Below are 18,197 nucleotides of genomic sequence, written 5' to 3' on the forward strand. Positions count from 1 at the left end.
AGCGCGCACGGCCACACGTAGGGTGTGTTAGGCCGAAGGCCGTAACGTACCGCGATGGCGGTGGTTTCGCCCGCCCCAGGCCAAAGGCACAAACGTCGGTCCGGTTCGCCGCTCATGGACCGTCAGCGACAGGGATGTCGCTGTCGAGCCCCCAGGGATGGGTTTACGGCGTGTCCATGAGCGGCGTACCGGACCGACGTTCCCCGATATCATCCGTCGGGGTGCTGTTAGCCCACGGCGCGTAACCCGCCGATCCCTTGAACTGCCGACAAACGAAAAAAAAGCCCCGCGTTTCCGCGGGGCCACAACACCATGCCCACCCTGTAATTATTTTTCTCGATTTTCCGTTCCAGGCTTTAGCCTGCCCGGCTGCCGGTGTCTGCCTGGCTATCGAGATATTCTTTGGCATAGCGGCTGCCATTCATGGCTGCCCGGTAGAACCAGCGAATCGCTTCGCCGTAATTTTCCTCAATGCCGCGGCCTTCGGCATACATCACCGCCAGGTTGTGTTGCGCATCCGGGTGGCCCTGCTCGGCGGCGCTGTGCAGCCAACGGGCGGCGAGCTTTTCGTTACGCTCTACACCCTGCCCCGTGGCGTGCAGAAAGCCCAGCGCATGCTGTGCCTCGGACATACCCCGCATGGCGGCCTGGCGGTAGAAACGGGCTGCAGTCTCCATGCAGATATCCACACCGTCACCCATTTCGTAGCGACGTCCGATCTGGTAGGCCGCCACCGCCACTTCTGCACTGTTCATCATGGTCTTTCCCCCCGGTGATCGATGCAGGCTACACCTGCCTTTCTGCCAGATTAGAAAGCAGGAACCGGGCCAAGTATTACAATTTTTGCATTATCATTAGCTTAGGAGATTTCGAATCACATGCCACCATCGACAACTGACGCTATGGGGCAACCGGCAACGGCACCAGGTGTCAGGGAGTGTCACTTTGCGTCAGGCACCTGATCCACCTCGGCACCCAGAGCACGCGGCATACGATCCGGGTGTGCGATGCGCACCAGCAAGATCGCCAGCAGGATTGCCGGCAAGCCGATTGCCGCCGAACTGACGAAGAACCAGAACCAACCGACCTGACTCGCTACCACCCCCGTAAAACCACCGAGGAACTGGCCGGGCAGGGTCATTACCGAGCTGAACAGTGCGTACTGGGTTGCCGTATACGCCGTATTGGTCAGGCTGGACAAGTAGGCGATGAACACGGCAATGGCCATGCCGCCGGTGATGTTGTCGGCAACGATGGCGATCACCAACCCGTAGACTTCCGGGCCCAGCAAAGCGAGCCAGGAAAAGGTGAGATTGGTCACAGGCGCCATGACGGCGGTGAAGATCAGCATGGGTGCAATGCCGAAACGCGCCACCAGGGCGCCACCCAGGGCAGCGCCGGTCAGCGTCATCGCCAGGCCGAAGGCGGCGGCCACATTGGCGATCTGACGCATGCTGAAACCCAGATCGAGATAAAAGGGGTTGGCCATCACCCCCATGAAGATGTCACTGATACGGAAGGTGGCGATGAACACCAGCACAGCCAGGGCGGCCAGCCCGTAGCGCCTGAAGAAGTCGGCGAACGGGCAGATTACGGCACCAATGAACCAGGCACCCAGGTCCCGGCGCAGCCCCTGGTGACTGGTTACCGCCAGGTAGTCCAGCACGCGCTTTTCCAGTTGCCGGGTCGTGGCGCTGACCTGAACTTCAGGTTCACGAATGATCAGGGTGGTGACAATACCCACCCCCATCAGCACAGCCATCGCACCGTAGGCCAGGCTCCAGCTTCCCACGGCGGCGATATGCAATGCCCCGGCACCGGCGGCAAGCAGCGCAACCCGGTAACCGGTGACGTAGGTGGCCGCCATGGCGCCCTGGCGTTGTCGACTGACCGCCTCGACACGGTAGGCGTCGACGGCAATATCCTGGGTCGCGGAGGCGAAGGCAGTGACGACCGCCCAGACCGCCACCAGCCAGAGCTGTCGAGTCGGGTCTGTGGTCGCGATACCGAGCAGCGAAATGGCGATCAGTACCTGGGCAAGAAGGATCCAGGCGCGACGGCGGCCGAAAATCCGGGTCAGCACGGGCAGCGGCAGTCGATCCACCACCGGCGCCCACAGGATCTTGATGCTGTGGGCGAGGCCCACCCAGCTGAGAAAACCGATGGCTGCGAGTTCCACGCCCAGGTCCCGCAGCCAGGCGGTAAAGGTGCCGCCCACCAGCAATAGCGGCAGCCCGGCAGCGAAACCAAGGAATGCCATGCCCACCACCCGGGGGTGCATGTAAACGCCCAGCAATTCGCGCCGCCCCGGACGAGGCACTGCCGTGCTCAACCCCGGCTCCGGGACATCATTATCCATTTCTCCAGTTCAACCACCACGAACACCAGGAAGCCGGCCATCAGCATCAGTGCCCAATGGCTGGCTGCCAGTGGGCGCGTATCGAACAATAGCTGCATGGGCGGAGCATAGGTAAAGGCCAGTTGCAGCACCAGTATGCCCGCGATGGAGGCCGGCACCCAGACATTGCCACGCAATAGCCCACTGCTGATGGCGGGGGTATTCACGAACCGGGCACTGACCAGGTAGAAAGCCTGACACACCACCAGGGTGTTCACCGCCAGCGTACGGGCGAGGGCCTCTTCACCTTCGGCCAGATACCCCAGGAACATGCCGGTGGTGGCGATCACCAGCAGGGTGGAGACAAACCCGATGCGCCATAGCAGAAACCGCGTAATGATGGGCTCCGAAGGTGGACGGGGCGGGCGCCGCATGACACCCGGCTCGGTGGGCTCGAAAGCCAGGGCCAACCCGAGAGTCACCGCAGTGACCATGTTCACCCAGAGGATCTGTACCGGCGTGATGGGCAACATCAGCCCGGCAAGCACGGCCAGGACGATCACGCCGGCCTGACCGCCATTGGTGGGCAACAGGAACAGGAGTGCCTTGCGCAGATTGTCGTAGACCGTCCGCCCTTCCTCCACGGCACGGGCGATAGAAGCGAAGTTGTCGTCCGCCAGCACCATGGCGCTGGCCTCCTTGGAGACCTCCGTGCCCTTCATGCCCATGGCAACGCCCACGTCGGCGCGCTTGAGCGCCGGGGCGTCATTGACACCGTCCCCGGTCATCGCCACAACTTCACCCGAGGCCTGCAGGGCACGCACCAGACGGAGCTTGTGTTCCGGGCTGGCCCGGGCGAAGACGTCGGTCTGCGCCACCAGATCCCGTAACTGCTCATCATCCAGTTCCTCGATCTCGGCACCAGTGACCATCCGTTCGCCATCGCCGATCCCAAGCGCCGCGCCAATAGCCCTGGCCGTGCGGCCATGATCACCGGTGATCATCTTGACCCGGATGCCGGCCTGCTGACAGGTGGCCACTGACTCGATGGCCTCCTGCCGCGGTGGGTCGATAATGCCCACGAGGCCGAGCAGCACCAGCCCATCGTTCACATCATCGAACTGCAGGGCAGACTGATCGCTTCTGCCGGGCTTGGCCGCCAGGGCCAGCAACCGCTGACCGGCATCGGCGATCTCGGCCATGCGTGCCTCCCAGTAATCCCGGTCGATGGGCATGGGCCCGTCACTGCCCTGCTGCTCGGCACACATCTCGATCACCCGCTCCGGCGCGCCTTTCAGCAGTATCAGCGCATTGCCGGAATGATCGTGGTTAAGGGTCGCCATGAAGCGATGTTCCGACTCGAAGGGAATGGCATCAGTCCGGGGCAGTTCCTCATGGGAAGTCGCTGGGTCTAGTCCCGCCTTCATGGCCAGGGTGACCAGTGCCCCCTCTGTCGGATCGCCTTCCATGCGCCACTGCTCCCCGTCCCGCTTGACCGTTGCGTCGTTACACAGCAAAGCCACGCGAAACAGCTCGGCCAGGGCGGGGATGTCCTCGGGGTCGACGGGTTCACCGTTCTCCGCGAGCCCGCCCTCGGGTGCATAACCAACTCCGCTCACGTCGATCTGCCGGTCGGCGAGCACCACGCTCTGCACCGTCATTTCATTACGGGTCAGCGTGCCAGTCTTGTCGGAACAGATGACCGTCACGGAACCCAGGGTTTCCACCGCCGGCAGTCGGCGAATGATCGCGTTGCGCTGCGCCATGCGCTGCACGCCGATGGCCAGCGTGATGGTCATGATGGCCGGCAGCCCCTCTGGGATGGCCGCCACCGCAAGACCCACCGCCGCCAGAAAGACCTCGGCCAGTGGATAATCCCGGGCCAGATAGGCGAAAGCGAACGTGGCGGCGGCAAGGCCGACAATGGCAAGGGCCAGCCAGCGACCGAACGTCTCGATCTGGCGGAGCAGCGGCGTGGTGATGCTCTCCACCTCTTCGAGCATGCGGCTGATGCGGCCGATTTCCGTGGCTCCGGCGGTTTCCACCACCACACCCTGGGCCGAACCGTAGGTGACCAGCGTGCCGGAGTAGGCCATGCCGACGCGCTCGCCCAGGTCGCTCTCGCCGGCGACTGCATCCGTCGCCTTTTCCACCGGCACGGACTCACCGGTGAGCATGGCCTCGTCCACCCGCAGATCACGCACCTTGAACAGGCGCAGATCCGCCGGCACCTTGTCGCCAGACTGCAGTACCACCACATCGCCCGGCACCAGTTCCTCCGCCGGGCGCGACTCGCGGCGTCCGCCGCGCAGCACCGTGGCCTGGGGCGAGAGCATGTCGCGGATGGCATCCAGGGCTTTCTCTGCCTTGCCCTCCTGAATGACGCCAATAACAGCATTGATCACCACCACGCCGAGGATGACCGCCGTATCCAGCCAATGCCCCAGCAGTGCGGTGACGCCTGCGGCCGCCAGCAGCACGTAGATCAGCATGTTGTGGAACTGGAGCAGGAAGCGCTCGAGCAGGGTGCGCCGGCGCCCTGTTGGCAACCGATTGGGCCCGTGCGCCTCAAGACGCCGGGCCGCTTCCGCATCATCGACCCCGTGCGGCCCGGATTCCAGGGCACCCAACACCTCATCGGCAGGTTTTGCGTGCCATTGCTGGGCGGGCTTTTCGGACGGGCGCATGGTCATGGTCTCCCGGATAAACTGACAGAACCTGCAGAAAAAACGCCCTACACTCTGGCGCGAGGGCGTACCGCGTCGCAACCCGTCGGTGGAAGCCGCACCTTGGTTTCCGCCGACGGCGACCCCATGACCACCGGTTCAGGCGTTAGCCAGCGATCACGGGCATACTTAGGGAAGCACTGACTTAAGTGTCCACCATCCATTCAAACAGCCATTGGCAGACCACAACATGACCGAAATCAGGCATCAGAAACTTCTCATTCTCGGCTCGGGCCCCGCCGGCTACACGGCAGCGGTCTATGCGGCGCGAGCCAATCTCAAGCCGGTGATGGTCACAGGGATGCAAATGGGCGGTCAGCTCACCACCACCACGGACGTGGACAACTGGCCCGGTGACGTAGAGGGCCTGCAGGGTCCGGACCTCATGGAGCGCATGCGCAAGCACGCCGAGCGCTTCGGTACCGAGATCATCTTCGACCACGTCAACACGGTGGACCTGGAATCCAGGCCGTTCCGTCTGACCGGCGATCAGGCTACCTATACGTGTGACGCGCTCATCATCGCCACAGGCGCCAGTGCCCGTTATCTGGGCTTGGACTCCGAGGAAGCGTTCATGGGCAAGGGGGTCTCGGCCTGCGCAACCTGCGACGGCTTTTTCTATCGTGGCCAGAAAGTGGCGGTAATCGGCGGCGGGAATACGGCCGTGGAGGAGGCTCTCTACCTCTCCAACATCGCAGATCACGTGACGCTGGTGCATCGCCGGGACAGCCTGCGGGCAGAGAAAATCCTGCAGGACCAACTGATGGACAAGGTCGATGCTGGAAAGATCAGCATTATCTGGAACCATCAGCTTGACGAGGTGCTCGGGGACGAGACCGGGGTCACCGGCGCCCGCCTCACGGGTACCGACGGCACCACGCAGGACATCACTGTGGCCGGCGTGTTCATTGCCATCGGCCATACCCCCAATACCGGCATTTTCGAAGGCCAGCTGGACATGGCCGGCGGCTACATTCGCGTGCAGAGCGGCCTTGCGGGCAATGCAACGGCAACCAGCACGCCTGGGGTGTTCGCCGCCGGTGACGTCATGGACCACGTCTACCGCCAGGCGGTGACATCCGCCGGGACGGGCTGCATGGCCGCCCTTGATGCCGAGAAATATCTGGATGCACTGGAGGCGGGGTCCCGGGCCGGTAGCGAGACGGAGACCGCGTCTGCCTAGGGAAACACTGATCTGGAAACAATTTCCAGAAAATGCCCGGTGACCGGTTAACTTCCGGCCACCGAGCCGCTACCATATATGTCAGTGTTCTGTAAATTCCTGCAACCCAACAGGGACCAATGACCACAAGCCCCCTCAATCCCCGTGTCGTGCAACGTAGTGCGGAACAGCAGCGCACCGTCGATCGTGAAACAGATGATCTCGCGCTCTACTACTACGAGACCTGCGCCTTCTGCATTCGCGTCATTCGCGTACTGGAGCGCCTGCGGCTCAAGATCGAACGGCGCAACATCCGCACCGTGCCCGCCTTTCGTGAGCAGTTGATCAAGGGCGGCGGTCACAGCAAGGTGCCCTGCCTCATGATCCGCACCCAGGATGGTGACAGCCGCTGGCTGTATGAATCCCAGGCCATCATCGACTACCTGGAAGACCGCTTCGCCAAGTGACACCCGGCACTGCGGCTCAGGCTGCTTGCACCTTGCGTTGCACGCCGAGTGACTCTGGCCACTGGTAGTCGACGATCAGTGGCGCGTGATCGGAAAAGCGCTGCGCCGTGTAGACGCTGGCCTCTCGCAGCAAGGGTTTAAACGCGGGCGTGGCGATCTGGTAGTCGATGCGCCACCCCGTGTTGTTGTCCCAGGCGCGCCCCCGGTTTGACCACCAGGTGTACTGCTCACGCTCCGGATACAGGGCACGGTAGGCATCTACATATCCGTGTTCGTCGAGCAACTGATCCATCCAGGCACGTTCTTCCGGCAGAAAACCCGAATTTTTCTGGTTGCCGCGCCAGTTCTTGAGATCAAGCTTGCGATGGGCGATGTTCCAGTCGCCGCAGATGATGTATTCGCGGTCGGAGGCATGCCAGTTCAGCAGGTGGTCCATGAAGTGGTCCATGACGCGGTATTTCACCTGCTGGCGCTCGTCCCCGGATGAACCGGACGGCATGTACAACGAAATGACCGAGAGCTTGCCGAAACGGGCCTCGATGAATCTTCCCTCGGCGTCGAATTCATCCCAGCCGATGCCCTTGATGACCTCGTCCGGCGGAACCCGGGAATACAGCCCGACGCCGCTGTAGCCTTTTTTCTCGGCCGGGTGGTACCAGGCCTGATAGCCGTCCGGATAAAACGGTTCCGGCGTCAGCTGATCTTCCTGGGCCTTGATCTCCTGCAAGCAGACGATATCGGCGTCCTGCTCCGGCAACCAGTCGAAGAAACCCTTCCGGGCCGCCGCCCGAATCCCGTTGCAGTTCAATGTAATGATTCGCATGTGTCTGATTCTGTTTCTTTTCAGGTTAGCACTCTGGTATGCAGGGTGGCTTCGATCCGGTTGGGTACGGTCGGTGGTGACTGGGGGCTTCGATCGGCAGTGAGACGTGCGATCCCCACGGACACGCCGTAAACCCGTCCCTGGGGGCTTGTCGGCGAGGTCCCTCTCGCCGACAGTCCGTGGGGATCGCACGCCTCACTGCCATGCCGCCGGGGCATGGGCACGGGAGGGCGGCGTTACCAACTCCTGAAGCGGCCCCCGAGGCAGGTCGGATGCGGGTGACTGGTCTGCGGACTGTCGGCCGGAGGGACCCGGCCGACAAGCCCCCAGGGATGGGTTCACGGCGTGTCCGCGGACCAGTCACCCGTAGCCGACCCGATCGAAGCCCCCCCAAAAAGCATCCCAAACCATCTCAACCGAAATCGAGCCAGATCAGCCCCGCCGCGTCATAAGCGCTCAAACAGGGCAGCGATGCCTTGGCCACCGCCGATGCACATGGTGACCACCGCGTAGCGGCCGCCGGTGCGCTGCAGTTCGTAGACGGCCTTCACCGTGAGGTTGGCGCCGGTGGCACCGATGGGGTGACCAAGGGAAATGCCGCTGCCGTTGGGGTTGACCTTGGCCGGATCGAGGTCGAGGTCCCGCACCACCGCCAGCGCCTGGGCGGCGAAGGCCTCGTTGACTTCCCAGACATCCACATCGGCAGATGCTATGCCGGTCTTCTCCAGCAACTGCTGCACCGCCGGCACCGGCCCGATACCCATGTACTTGGGATCGACAGCGGCCACGGTGGCACCTACCAGGCGGGCCAGGGGCTTGACGCCGGCCTTTTCCGCCGCATCGGCGGACATCATGGTCACCGCCGCCGCGCCATCGTTCAGCGACGACGCGTTGCCAGCCGTTACGGAACCGCCATCCCGCTTGAACACCGGCTTCATCCCCGCGAGCTTCTCCAGGGTGACATCGCGTCGTGGCCCCTCATCGGTGTCCACCACCGTGACGCCCTTCCGGCCCTTGACCTCCACCGGCATGATCTGGTCCTTGAAGCGACCAGCATCAATGGCGGCAGCGGCACGCTGGTGGGATTCCACCGCTAGGGCGTCCTGATCCTCACGGGAAATACCCCACTTCTCCGCCACATTCTCGGCGGTGATGCCCATGTGGCACTTGTCGAAGGGATCGGTGAGCGCACCCACCATGGCATCAAGCATGGTGCCATCGCCCATGCGCTGCCCCCAGCGACCGGATGGCAGCCAGTAAGGCGCGCGGGACATGGCGTCACAGCCACCGCCCACCACCGCATCGGCCTCGCCGAGCTGGATGTAGCTGGCCGCGGTAACAATGGCCTGGAGGCCGCTGCCGCACAGGCGGTTCAAGGTCAGCGCCGGCGTGCTCTGCGGCAGACCACCGTTGATGGTGGCAACCCGCGCCAGATACATGTCACGGGGTTCGGTGTGGATCACATTGCCGAAAACCACGTGGCCGATCTGCGCCGGATCGACGCCTGCCCGGGCGACGGATTCACGCAGCACGGAGGCGGCCAGATCACCGAGAGGCACGTCCTTGAGCCCGCCGCCGTAGGTGCCGATTGCTGTCCGTGTCGCGCCGACGACCACGACTTCGCGATTGCTGCTCATGGTGACACCTCCTGTCGACAGCCAAAGCCGTCGATCGATGAATGAGTTTTCACATGCTGGAGCGGCATTGTAGGTGCCTGTCCACAGTAGTGTCGAGCATCCCGAGAAGGATCCACCAGACAGGGCGACCGGAAATGACGCGCCAGCGCCAATTGCCGCAAGAGCTTGATCGTACAGGGGCGGTGGTTCAAAATGTGGCGCCGTTTGCGAAGGCGGCGGACACGCTTTCGGACAGCACACACCTGACCTTCTGCACTGCCTGCGCCAACGCGAGAATCGCGGCATGCAGGGGCCCGGACCGCACATCCGCTGATCGCAGCGCCGGCGGCTCGCCCCGTACGGGCATCCGTGCCAGCGGCTCCAACTTCAGACAGGAGGAACCATGACAGGACACATCAAATACCCCGAGAGCGGCCAGAAGATCACTGCGAAAGACGGCAAGCTCCAGGTGCCGGACAACCCCATCCTTGGGTATGTCGAGGGTGACGGTATCGGCCCTGATATCACCAATGCCTCCATGCGGATCTGGGACGCCGCGGTGGAAAAGGCCTACGGTGGCAAGCGCAAGATCCACTGGGCCGAGCTGTACATGGGTGAAAAGGCCGCTGGCCTGTACGACGGCAACTACTTCCCAGAGGAAACCAAGAACGCCCTGAAGGATCTGCTGGTGTCCATCAAGGGCCCGCTGACCACACCGGTGGGGGGTGGCTTCCGCTCGCTGAACGTTTCCCTGCGCCAGGATCTGGACCTGTACGCCTGCGTGCGCCCGGTGCGCCACTACGCCGGCGTTCCGTCACCCCTGAAAAAGCCGGAAGACGTGGACGTGGTGATCTTCCGTGAGAACACCGAGGACGTCTACGCAGGGATCGAATACCAGTCGGGAAGCGATGAGAACAAAAAGCTGGCCGCCTTCCTGCGCAACGAAATGGGCGCCAACTTCTTCGACGATGCCGGCCTCGGCGTCAAGCCGATTTCCGAGTTCGGCACCAAGCGCCTGGTGCGCAAGGCCGTGCAGTACGCCATCGCCAACGGTCGCGAAAGCGTCACCCTGGTGCACAAGGGCAACATCATGAAGTTCACCGAAGGGGCCTTCCGTTCCTGGGGTTACGAACTGGCCCGCGAGGAATTCGGCGACCACACCATCACCGAGGAAGAGCTCTACAGCACCTACGGCGGCAAGCGCCCCGACGGCAAGGTGGTCATCAAGGACCGCATCGCCGACATTATCTTCCAGATGATGCTGCTGCGGCCCAACGAGTTCGACGTGCTCGCCACCATGAACCTGAACGGCGACTACCTCTCCGACGCGGTGGCTGCGGAAGTGGGCGGCGTGGGTATCGCCCCGGGGGCCAACATGAGCGACAACGTCGCCGTATTCGAGGCCACCCATGGCACCGCGCCCAAGTATGCCAACCAGGACAAGGTGAACCCGGGTTCCCTGCTGTTCTCCGGCGTGATGATGCTTGAGCACATCGGCTGGCAGGAAGCGGCCGACCTGATTACCGCCGCCTACCAGGAAGTGGTGACCAGCAAGATCGTCACCTACGACTTCGCTCGCCAGATCGAAGGCGCCGCGGAAGTGAAGACCAGCCAGTTCGCCAATGCAATCATCGACCAGATCAACGGCGGCCTGGACATCGCGCAATACCGGCAGCAGCGCGACGAGGCCATCCAGCAGGATCGAAAGGTCCGCGAGTTGCGCCGGGTCTCCTCGCCGCTGGAGGAGATGATCGCGTCGGGGCGCATCCCCCACACCGTGGGTGACCTGATGAACCCCAACCCCATTTCCGTGCCGCCGGAAACCACGGTTGAAGACGCCATGCACCTGATGCGCGACAAGGGCATCAGCTCGGTGATAACCCGCCCGGATTCGGCTGGCGAGTGGGGCATCATGACCCAGCGCGACGTCATCAGCCGCATCGTGTCGAAAAACCGGACACCGGCATCGGTGCGGGTATCCGAAGTGGCTTCCAAGCCACTGGTCACCGTCCCCGTCGACATGACGCTGCACGAGTGTGCCGACAAGATGGCGACCACCAATATCCGTCGCTGCGCCGTCATCGACAAGGAACAGGAACCCATCGGCATCATTTCCGATACCGATATCTTCGCCAGCGTCGAGCAATTCGGCCTGCCCGAGTAGACCGCACCACCACCACCCGCCGGCTGGAACCTCCCCGGTTCCAGCCGGCCTGCTTTGCGGGCATCATGCTTCCACAGCGGCAGGCTGTGGTTGCGCCCGCCACCCCAGGGATTTCAGGCAAAAGGAGATGCAGGCATGACCAGCCCGCAAACGGATCAGCCTCTCAGGGACAACATTCGCCAGCTGGGTGACCTGCTGGGCCGGGTACTCATGGAGCAGGGAGGTGAGAACGTCTTCCGTGTGGTGGAGACCATCCGCAACCTTGCCAAGGAGGCGCGCAGCGGAAGCAACGAATCCGCGGCGCGGCTGGACAGCACACTGACCGGCCTCGACGACGAACACATCATGCCGGTAGTTCGCGCCTTCTCGCAGTTCCTGAACCTGGCCAACATCTGTGAACAGCACCACCGCGTGCGCCGCAGTCGCGCATGGGCGGCAGATCCGCAATCAGCGCCACTACGCGGCTCGCTGGAAGAGGCCTTCAAGCGGCTGACCCCTCACGCCCAGCCAGAAGACCTGCACAGCGCCGTCTGCAACATGCAGATCGGCCTGGTCCTGACCGCACACCCCACCGAGGTGACCCGCCGCAGCCTGCTGCAAAAGCATAACCGGATCGCCGAATTGCTGGACCGCCAGGACCGTCTGGACCTGACGCCGGAAGAACGCGAGGGCATCGAGGAAGCTCTGAAGCGGGAGGTGACCGCGGCTTGGCATACCGACGAGATTCGCCAGCGCAGGCCGACGCCCCTTGACGAGTGCCGCTGGGGCTACGCCGTGGTGGAGCAGACCTTGTGGGATGCGGTGCCCCGCCACGCACGGCGGCTGGATCGCAGTCTGCGACGCTACACGGAGAAAGGCCTTCCGCTGGACGTGGCCCCGATCCGCTTCGGCTCATGGATGGGCGGTGACCGCGACGGCAACCCCCGGGTCACTGCACGGGTTACCCGGGAGGCCTGTCTGGTGGCTCGCTGGATGGCTGCCAGCCTGTATGAGCGGGAAGTCACCGCCCTGATCGGCGAACTGTCGCTGCAGTGTGCCGATGACGATCTGCGCGAACAGGTGGGAGACGCCTGGGAGCCCTACCGTGTGCTGCTGAAGCGGCTGCGGGCACGTTTACGCCTCACCATGCGCTGGGTCGAGGCCCAACTGGAGGGGCGTGACCCGCCGGAAGGCGAGATCCTCCTGGACGTGGACGCCCTGCGCAAACCGCTGATGGACTGTTACTACAGTCTGCACCGCAGCGGCGCGGGCGTGGTGGCGGATGGCCGTCTGCTGGACCTGCTGCGGCGTGTGTCCTGCTTCGGCCTTACCCTGATGCGGATCGACATACGCCAGGAGGCCGGCCGTCACACCGAAACCCTGAATGCCATCACCGAGTCGCTGGGCCTCGGTGCCTACCGCGACTGGAGCGAGGACGAGCGGCAGGCATTCCTGGTGCGTGAACTGGAAAGCCGGCGGCCACTGATGCCCCGGGACTTTCAGCCGGATGACGATGTGCAGGAGGTGCTGGACACCTTCAGTGTGATTGCCGAACAGGGCCCGGCCAGCCTGGGTGCCTACGTGATTTCCATGGCCTCGAAACCCTCGGACATCCTTGCCGTGGAACTGTTGCAGAAGGAGGCAGGCGTCCAGCATTACCTGCGCGTGGTGCCGCTATTCGAGACCCTGGCGGACCTGGAGGGCGCCGAGGGCAGCATGGAACGGCTGCTGCAGATCGACTGGTACAAGAACCGCATCCAGGGCCACCAGGAAGTGATGATCGGCTATTCCGACTCCGGCAAGGACGCCGGACACCTCACCGCGGCCTGGGCCTTGTACCAGACCCAGGAAAAGCTGGTGGCCTGCTGCCGCCGCAACGGCGTAAAGCTGACCCTGTTCCACGGCCGGGGCGGCGCCATCGGCCGGGGCGGTGGCCCGACCCACGCCGCCATACTCTCGCAGCCGCCCGGATCGGTGAACGGCAGCATTCGCGTCACCGAACAGGGCGAGGTCATCCAGGCGAAGTTCGGCCTGCCCGGCATTGCGCTTCGCAACCTGGAGCTCTATACAACCGCCGTGCTCGAGGCGACCTTGCAGCCGCCGCCAGATCCTCAGCAGGAATGGCGGCGCATCATGGATCAGCTCTCCGCCGAGGCGGTCAAGGCCTACCGGGGCATGGTCCGGGAAACGGAAGGCTTTGTTCCCTATTTCCGGGCGGCCACGCCAGAGCAGGAAATCGGCGGCCTGACCATCGGCTCGCGCCCGGCCAAACGCAAGGCCTCGGGCGGTGTCGAGAGCCTGCGTGCCATTCCGTGGATCTTCAGCTGGACCCAGACAAGGCTGCTGCTACCGGCCTGGCTGGGCGTTGGTGAAGCGCTCAGGATGGCACATGACACCGGACTCGAGGGCGAGCTCCGCACGATGTTCAAGGAGTGGCCGTTTTTCCGGGCCTTCATCGACATGGTGGAGATGGTCCTGGCCAAGGGTGACCCGGACGTGGCCCGGCTCTATGATCAACGACTGGTGCCGGCGGAGTTGCAGCCCCTGGGCACGAGCCTGCGCGACCGCTATCGCGAGACGCTGGCTGCCGTGCTCCGTGTCAGCGAACATGAGCGCCCGCTGGACGACTTCCCGGTGGTGAGGCGCTCGGTGGATGTGCGCAACCCCTACGTGGACCCACTCAACCGCTTGCAGGTGGAGTTGTTGCATCGCGTGCGTCACGGCCGGGAAGAGAACCTGCGCAAGGCGCTACAGGTCTGCATCAACGGCATCGCGGCCGGGATGCGCAACACGGGTTAAAGAGGAATCACCCCCATCCATGCATGCTTACAAGTATGACTTCCTGCGCTTTGCCCTTAAGCGCAACGTGCTCCGGTTCGGCGAGTTCACGCTGAAATCGGGACGTATCAGCCCATATTTCTTCAATGCCGGCCTGTTCAACACCGGCGCCTCGGTGGCGGCGCTGGGGCGCTACTATGCCCAATCCATCAGTACGTCCGGTATTGGCTTCGACATGCTCTACGGCCCCGCCTACAAGGGCATACCACTGGCCACGGCGACAGCCATTGCCCTGTCCGACGAACACCATCGGGACATACCTTTTGCATTCAACCGCAAGGAAGCCAAGGATCACGGTGAGGGTGGCGTCATCGTCGGTGCCCCGCTACAGGGCCGCGTGCTCATCATCGATGACGTGATCTCGGCGGGAACCTCGGTCCGGGAATCGGTGGATCTCATCCATGGGGCCGGTGCCAGCCTGGCGGGGGTCGCCATCGCGCTGGACCGAAAGGAGCGTGGCAGCGGGAACAGTTCGGCGGTACAACAGGTCGAGAGTGAACTGGGCGTTCCGGTCATCCCCATTGCCGATCTGGAAGACCTCATCGCCTGGCTGGAGGAGATGGGAGACTATCAGCAAGAGCTTGAGGCCATACGCGACTATCGCGGCCGCTACGGCGCCTGAGTCGTCCTGCCGGCTCGTCCTCTGCGGACGGCGGAACGGCGTCGCCGCGATCTTCCTGGTCGCGCTGTTAAGCCTGTTGTTTCCGTGGCCAACGGGCGCCGTACAGAAGTTGGGTCTCACCATCGGCGGCGTGAGTAATCCCGCCTTCGGCATACGCGATATCGATGTTCGACTTGATCTTGGCAACTCCGACACAGCCCCCTCCGGCCATCTTCGCCTCGGCAATCTCCGCATCGGTGACCAGGAGCTCGGGCCAACAGAGGTCTCCTGCGGGACGTTGCGACTGACTACAGCCGCCCTCCACTGCAGCGAGGCCTCCGTCCGCATCAGTGACCCGGGTCTGCCCACCGTGGAGCTGCGGGGCGATATCCGGCGACAACATGCCAGCGGCGCTCTGGCCGTGTCCCTGGAGGGCGTTGTCGACGACCATGCCGTCCGCCTGGGCCTGGACTGGAGCGCCGCCCATGGAGGGACGCTGCAACTCGCACTGCCATCGGTTGCGCTGGACACCCTGCAGGATCTCCCGGGCCTGGCGGATTGGTGGCTCGAAGGCGAGGCCAGGCTCAACGCCACCGTGAACCTGGATCCGGACGGCTCAACCAGCGGTACCCTGGTCATTTCCGGGACGGGGCTTACCGTGGCAAGCCCCGACGGGCGCACGGCGACGGAAAACCTGTCGTTGACCGCGGTGTTCGGGCTGCGGGGCGACTGGGATGAGCAGCGCGGCACGCTACGCCTGCGTGCCCGCTCCGGGCTCGCCTACCTCGACCCGGTGCTGCTCGATCTGGACAACCACCCCACTGATATCGTCGCCACCATGACAAACCGGCGGGGCAGCACCTGGCTGGAGCAATTGCGGGTGGATCAGCCGGGGCTGTTGCGCGGTCGTGGACAGGCAAGACTCGACTGGGATGCAGACCCCGTCCTGCAGTCGCTGAGACTCCGCGTAGACGCCCTGACCTTGCCGGCGGGCTACGACACGTATCTGCAGCCGTTCCTCATCGGCACGCTGTTCGACAGCCTGGACATGGAGGGCAGCCTGTCCGGCGATCTGGACGTGAACAGAGGGACGCCGGACCACGCTCAGCTTGACCTGGCATCGGTGACTGTCTCTGATCGTCGGGAACGCTATGCCTTTGAAGGCGTGGGTGGTCGGCTTGTCTGGAGCCGCCATGCCACGCCGCCACCCAGCGTGCTTCGCTGGGAGCAGGCGGAGCTTTATCGCCTGGGACTCGGCGAGGCACGGCTGGACTTCTCCCTGGCCGGCGACAGCCTCCGCCTCACCAGGCCGTTCCGCCTGCCCGTGGAGGATGGAACGCTGCACCTGCAGCAGCTCGAGGCCACAGGGCTCGGCGGCGACAACTTCACCGCCAGCGTTCAGGCCAGGCTGGACCCCATCGGGCTGCCTGCCCTCAGTCGCGCCATGGGTTGGCCGCTGCTGCGTGGACGCCTCTCCGGCACCGTGCCCAGCGTGACCTATCGTGGCGGGGTGCTCAATCTGGACGGCACGCTGGAAGCCGAAGTCTTCGACGGCAGGCTGACCATTCCCCGCTTCCGGATCTACGAGCCCATGGGGCGCTTTCCTGTCCTGGAAACGGACATACAACTCCGTGAACTGGATCTGCGGCAGATCACCAGCACCTTCGAGTTCGGTCGCATTACCGGGCGCCTGGACGGGGATATCACCGGCCTGGAGCTGCTGAACTGGGAACCGGTGGCCTTCGATGCCCGCTTCTACAGCACGCCAGGCTCCACCGCGCAGCGCCGCATCAGTCAGCGGGCCATCGAGAATATCGCCGACCTGGGTGGTGGCGGCAGCGCACTGGTCACCTCGACCTTCCTGCGACTGTTCGACGAGTTCCGATATCAGCGGCTCGGCATTCAGTGCCGGCTGCGCGATGACGTCTGCCGCATGAGTGGGGTCGGCTCGGCGGACGATGATGGCTACTATCTGGTTCGCGGCACCGGCGTACCCAGAGTCGACGTCATCGGTTTCACCCGGGATGTGGATTGGCCAACGCTGCTCGAGCAGCTGCGGACGGTGACGCAGTGAGGACACCAGGGGGGGCTGCCCCTTTCAAGGGGTATCGCAGCAGGTTTTATCGGGGAACGGAGGTCAGGTGCGCCACTCAGAGACACGCCGTGAACCCGTCCCTGGGGGCTCGTATGCGAGGTCCCTCTCGCATACGGTCTCCGAGCGGCGCACCCGACCTCCGTCTGTGCATTGGGGCTGAATGGCCTGACCACTGACCACCGTCTACATGGTGCGTTACGGCCTTCGGCCTAACAGCACCCTGCATGAGGCTTCGTTGGGGCTGGCCCGCCGTAGGGTGCGTTAGCGCGCAGCGCGTAACGCACCATCCCCGCGCTGCCATGCCGGAAAACACCCACCCCCTCGCAACGCGCCCTACTTGCGCTGCCAGTTGCCGCGGGCGTCCTGGTAATACCATCCGGACGGCGCGTTGGCGATCCAGCGCTCGGAGAACGTCCGGCGGATATCGCTCTCCCATTCCGGGTGGCCGTTGGCCACGGCGATCTGCCGGTACAGCGCCAGCCGGTCCGCATTGTCGTCGGCAATCAGCTGCCGCACCCGGTTGCGCTCCTGTAGCGGGATCACTCCCTGATCACGCAGGGCAAGCTGCCCGTCGTTGGTGAGCCCCACCGCACCACTCTCATAGTGCTGCCGGAGGCTACGATGACGCTCTTCCATGGACGCGGTGAGGCTGCGTATGGCCGGGGAGCTGACATCGAGATCAGGTGAGGCGGCCTGGGCCGAACCCACAACAGCTTCAAGCAACTGCATGGCCAATGGCGGCCGCAGCTCATCCAATCGGGACTCCGGCTCCACTGGAGGGGATTCCTGCCGCCAGACATCCTGAATGATCCGGTCCGCCGCACGCTCGGCGGCAACGGCTGGGAAATAGACGTTGATGGTGACACAGGCCGCCAGCAGCAGGGCCAGAGACGCGATGACCAGCATCGCCGGACGGATCAGGACTTCCCTATTCAAGCACCACCTCCGGGTTCAGGACGATCGGGGACGGCAATCACGCTAACGACCGGTACAGGGCGGCAACACGCAATGACCGAGCCCCATGGACTGGCTGCTGATCTGCGCCGCCGCAAACAGGATAATCACGATACAACAGATTAGCGCGAACCAGACCAGCCCGCGCATCGGCGTCAGCCGCGGACCCTGATCATCCATCAGCGCGCCCGGGTTCCGCACGCCCGCCGCATGTCTGCGCCGCACCGTTTCACAGAAAGCCGCCAGCCATTCCGGCACCTCGCCATGCTCGGTATAGGCCGACAACCATTGATCAATCATGGCGGGCGAGGGGCGGCGGGCACCATGGGCCTGCGCGTAGGCTTCACTGATGACCTTGCTCGCAGGCAGGGCGAGGAGATCCGCCACGCGCTCCAGTTGACCAGGCGACCCGATTTCCCCGCTCATGATCCGTG

Annotated in this window: 13 protein-coding genes; 6 read left to right on the top strand and 7 right to left on the bottom strand. The window is 64.0% G+C overall.

Features of this window, described 5'->3' with window-relative positions; translation table 11 throughout:
- Positions 1–356: 356 nt before the first annotated feature.
- From J2T57_RS00995 to J2T57_RS01005, 3 genes are all read right to left on the bottom strand, one after another.
- Positions 357–758: a tetratricopeptide repeat protein gene (locus tag J2T57_RS00995; RefSeq protein ID WP_253472894.1), complete on the bottom strand. Its 402-nt coding sequence runs from the start codon at positions 756–758 to the stop codon at positions 357–359.
- A gap of 182 nt (positions 759–940) precedes the next feature.
- Positions 941–2,359 carry an AmpG family muropeptide MFS transporter gene (locus J2T57_RS01000; RefSeq protein ID WP_436262671.1) on the bottom strand — a complete coding sequence of 473 codons (1,419 nt, stop codon included), beginning with the start codon at positions 2,357–2,359 and terminating at the stop codon, positions 941–943.
- Positions 2,329–5,025: a cation-transporting P-type ATPase gene (locus J2T57_RS01005; protein WP_253472896.1), complete on the bottom strand. Its 2,697-nt coding sequence runs from the start codon at positions 5,023–5,025 to the stop codon at positions 2,329–2,331. The genes J2T57_RS01000 and J2T57_RS01005 overlap by 31 nt, the downstream gene beginning before the upstream one ends.
- Before the next feature lie 229 nt (positions 5,026–5,254).
- Between J2T57_RS01005 and trxB the strand changes: the two genes are divergently transcribed.
- Entirely contained in the window at positions 5,255–6,247 is a 993-nt protein-coding gene (gene trxB, locus J2T57_RS01010; RefSeq protein WP_253472898.1) for a thioredoxin-disulfide reductase, read from the top strand.
- Positions 6,248–6,366: 119 nt separating this feature from the next.
- Complete coding sequence (locus J2T57_RS01015; protein WP_253472900.1) at positions 6,367–6,693, top strand: glutaredoxin family protein; 327 nt, start codon at positions 6,367–6,369, stop codon at positions 6,691–6,693.
- A 16-nt stretch (positions 6,694–6,709) separates the two neighbouring features.
- On the opposite strand, the gene J2T57_RS01020 is transcribed toward J2T57_RS01015, so the two are convergent.
- Both J2T57_RS01020 and J2T57_RS01025 read right to left on the bottom strand, forming a co-directional pair.
- Positions 6,710–7,516: an exodeoxyribonuclease III gene (locus J2T57_RS01020; protein WP_253472902.1), complete on the bottom strand. Its 807-nt coding sequence runs from the start codon at positions 7,514–7,516 to the stop codon at positions 6,710–6,712.
- A gap of 446 nt (positions 7,517–7,962) precedes the next feature.
- Positions 7,963–9,153 (bottom strand): acetyl-CoA C-acyltransferase family protein, encoded by a 1,191-nt coding sequence (locus J2T57_RS01025; RefSeq protein ID WP_253472904.1) that lies wholly within the window; start codon positions 9,151–9,153, stop codon positions 7,963–7,965.
- 382 nt (positions 9,154–9,535) lie between these two features.
- On the opposite strand from J2T57_RS01025, the gene icd reads away from it, so the two are divergent.
- The 4 genes from icd (at position 9,536) to J2T57_RS01045 (ending at position 16,788) form a co-directional block, all read left to right on the top strand.
- Entirely contained in the window at positions 9,536–11,296 is a 1,761-nt protein-coding gene (gene icd, locus J2T57_RS01030) for an isocitrate dehydrogenase (NADP(+)) (protein WP_253472906.1), read from the top strand.
- Positions 11,297–11,431: 135 nt separating this feature from the next.
- A complete protein-coding gene (gene ppc, locus J2T57_RS01035; RefSeq protein WP_253472909.1) occupies positions 11,432–14,074 on the top strand; it encodes a phosphoenolpyruvate carboxylase in 2,643 nt (880 codons plus the stop codon).
- Between the two features lie 19 nt (positions 14,075–14,093).
- Positions 14,094–14,735, top strand: a complete 642-nt coding sequence (gene pyrE, locus J2T57_RS01040; protein ID WP_253472912.1) for an orotate phosphoribosyltransferase — start codon at positions 14,094–14,096, stop codon at positions 14,733–14,735.
- Positions 14,736–14,844: 109 nt separating this feature from the next.
- Positions 14,845–16,788, top strand: a complete 1,944-nt coding sequence (locus tag J2T57_RS01045; RefSeq protein ID WP_253472915.1) for a translocation/assembly module TamB domain-containing protein — start codon at positions 14,845–14,847, stop codon at positions 16,786–16,788.
- Between the two features lie 354 nt (positions 16,789–17,142).
- Here J2T57_RS01045 and J2T57_RS01050 read toward each other — a convergent pair whose 3' ends face one another.
- Together J2T57_RS01050 and J2T57_RS01055 are read right to left on the bottom strand one after the other, a co-directional pair.
- On the bottom strand, positions 17,143–17,745 hold the full coding sequence (locus J2T57_RS01050) for a YdbL family probable chaperone protein (RefSeq protein WP_253472917.1): 603 nt from the start codon (positions 17,743–17,745) through the stop codon (positions 17,143–17,145).
- 42 nt (positions 17,746–17,787) lie between these two features.
- A complete protein-coding gene (locus J2T57_RS01055) occupies positions 17,788–18,189 on the bottom strand; it encodes a hypothetical protein (protein WP_253472919.1) in 402 nt (133 codons plus the stop codon).
- Between the last annotated feature and the right edge of the window lie 8 nt (positions 18,190–18,197).

It is taken from the genome of Natronocella acetinitrilica (assembly GCF_024170285.1).
Lineage (GTDB): Bacteria > Pseudomonadota > Gammaproteobacteria > Nitrococcales > Aquisalimonadaceae > Natronocella > Natronocella acetinitrilica.

Excerpts from the sequence above, each read along its gene's own strand:
- J2T57_RS00995 (WP_253472894.1), bottom strand. The coding sequence starts at position 758 with ATGATGAACAGTGCAGAAGTGGCGGTGGCGGCCTACCAGATCGGACGT.
- J2T57_RS01000 (WP_436262671.1), bottom strand. The coding sequence starts at position 2,359 with ATGGATAATGATGTCCCGGAGCCGGGGTTGAGCACGGCAGTGCCTCGT.
- J2T57_RS01005 (WP_253472896.1), bottom strand. The coding sequence starts at position 5,025 with ATGCGCCCGTCCGAAAAGCCCGCCCAGCAATGGCACGCAAAACCTGCC.
- trxB (WP_253472898.1), top strand. The coding sequence starts at position 5,255 with ATGACCGAAATCAGGCATCAGAAACTTCTCATTCTCGGCTCGGGCCCC.
- J2T57_RS01015 (WP_253472900.1), top strand. The coding sequence starts at position 6,367 with ATGACCACAAGCCCCCTCAATCCCCGTGTCGTGCAACGTAGTGCGGAA.
- J2T57_RS01020 (WP_253472902.1), bottom strand. The coding sequence starts at position 7,516 with ATGCGAATCATTACATTGAACTGCAACGGGATTCGGGCGGCGGCCCGG.
- J2T57_RS01025 (WP_253472904.1), bottom strand. The coding sequence starts at position 9,153 with ATGAGCAGCAATCGCGAAGTCGTGGTCGTCGGCGCGACACGGACAGCA.
- icd (WP_253472906.1), top strand. The coding sequence starts at position 9,536 with ATGACAGGACACATCAAATACCCCGAGAGCGGCCAGAAGATCACTGCG.
- ppc (WP_253472909.1), top strand. The coding sequence starts at position 11,432 with ATGACCAGCCCGCAAACGGATCAGCCTCTCAGGGACAACATTCGCCAG.
- pyrE (WP_253472912.1), top strand. The coding sequence starts at position 14,094 with ATGCATGCTTACAAGTATGACTTCCTGCGCTTTGCCCTTAAGCGCAAC.
- J2T57_RS01055 (WP_253472919.1), bottom strand. The coding sequence starts at position 18,189 with ATGAGCGGGGAAATCGGGTCGCCTGGTCAACTGGAGCGCGTGGCGGAT.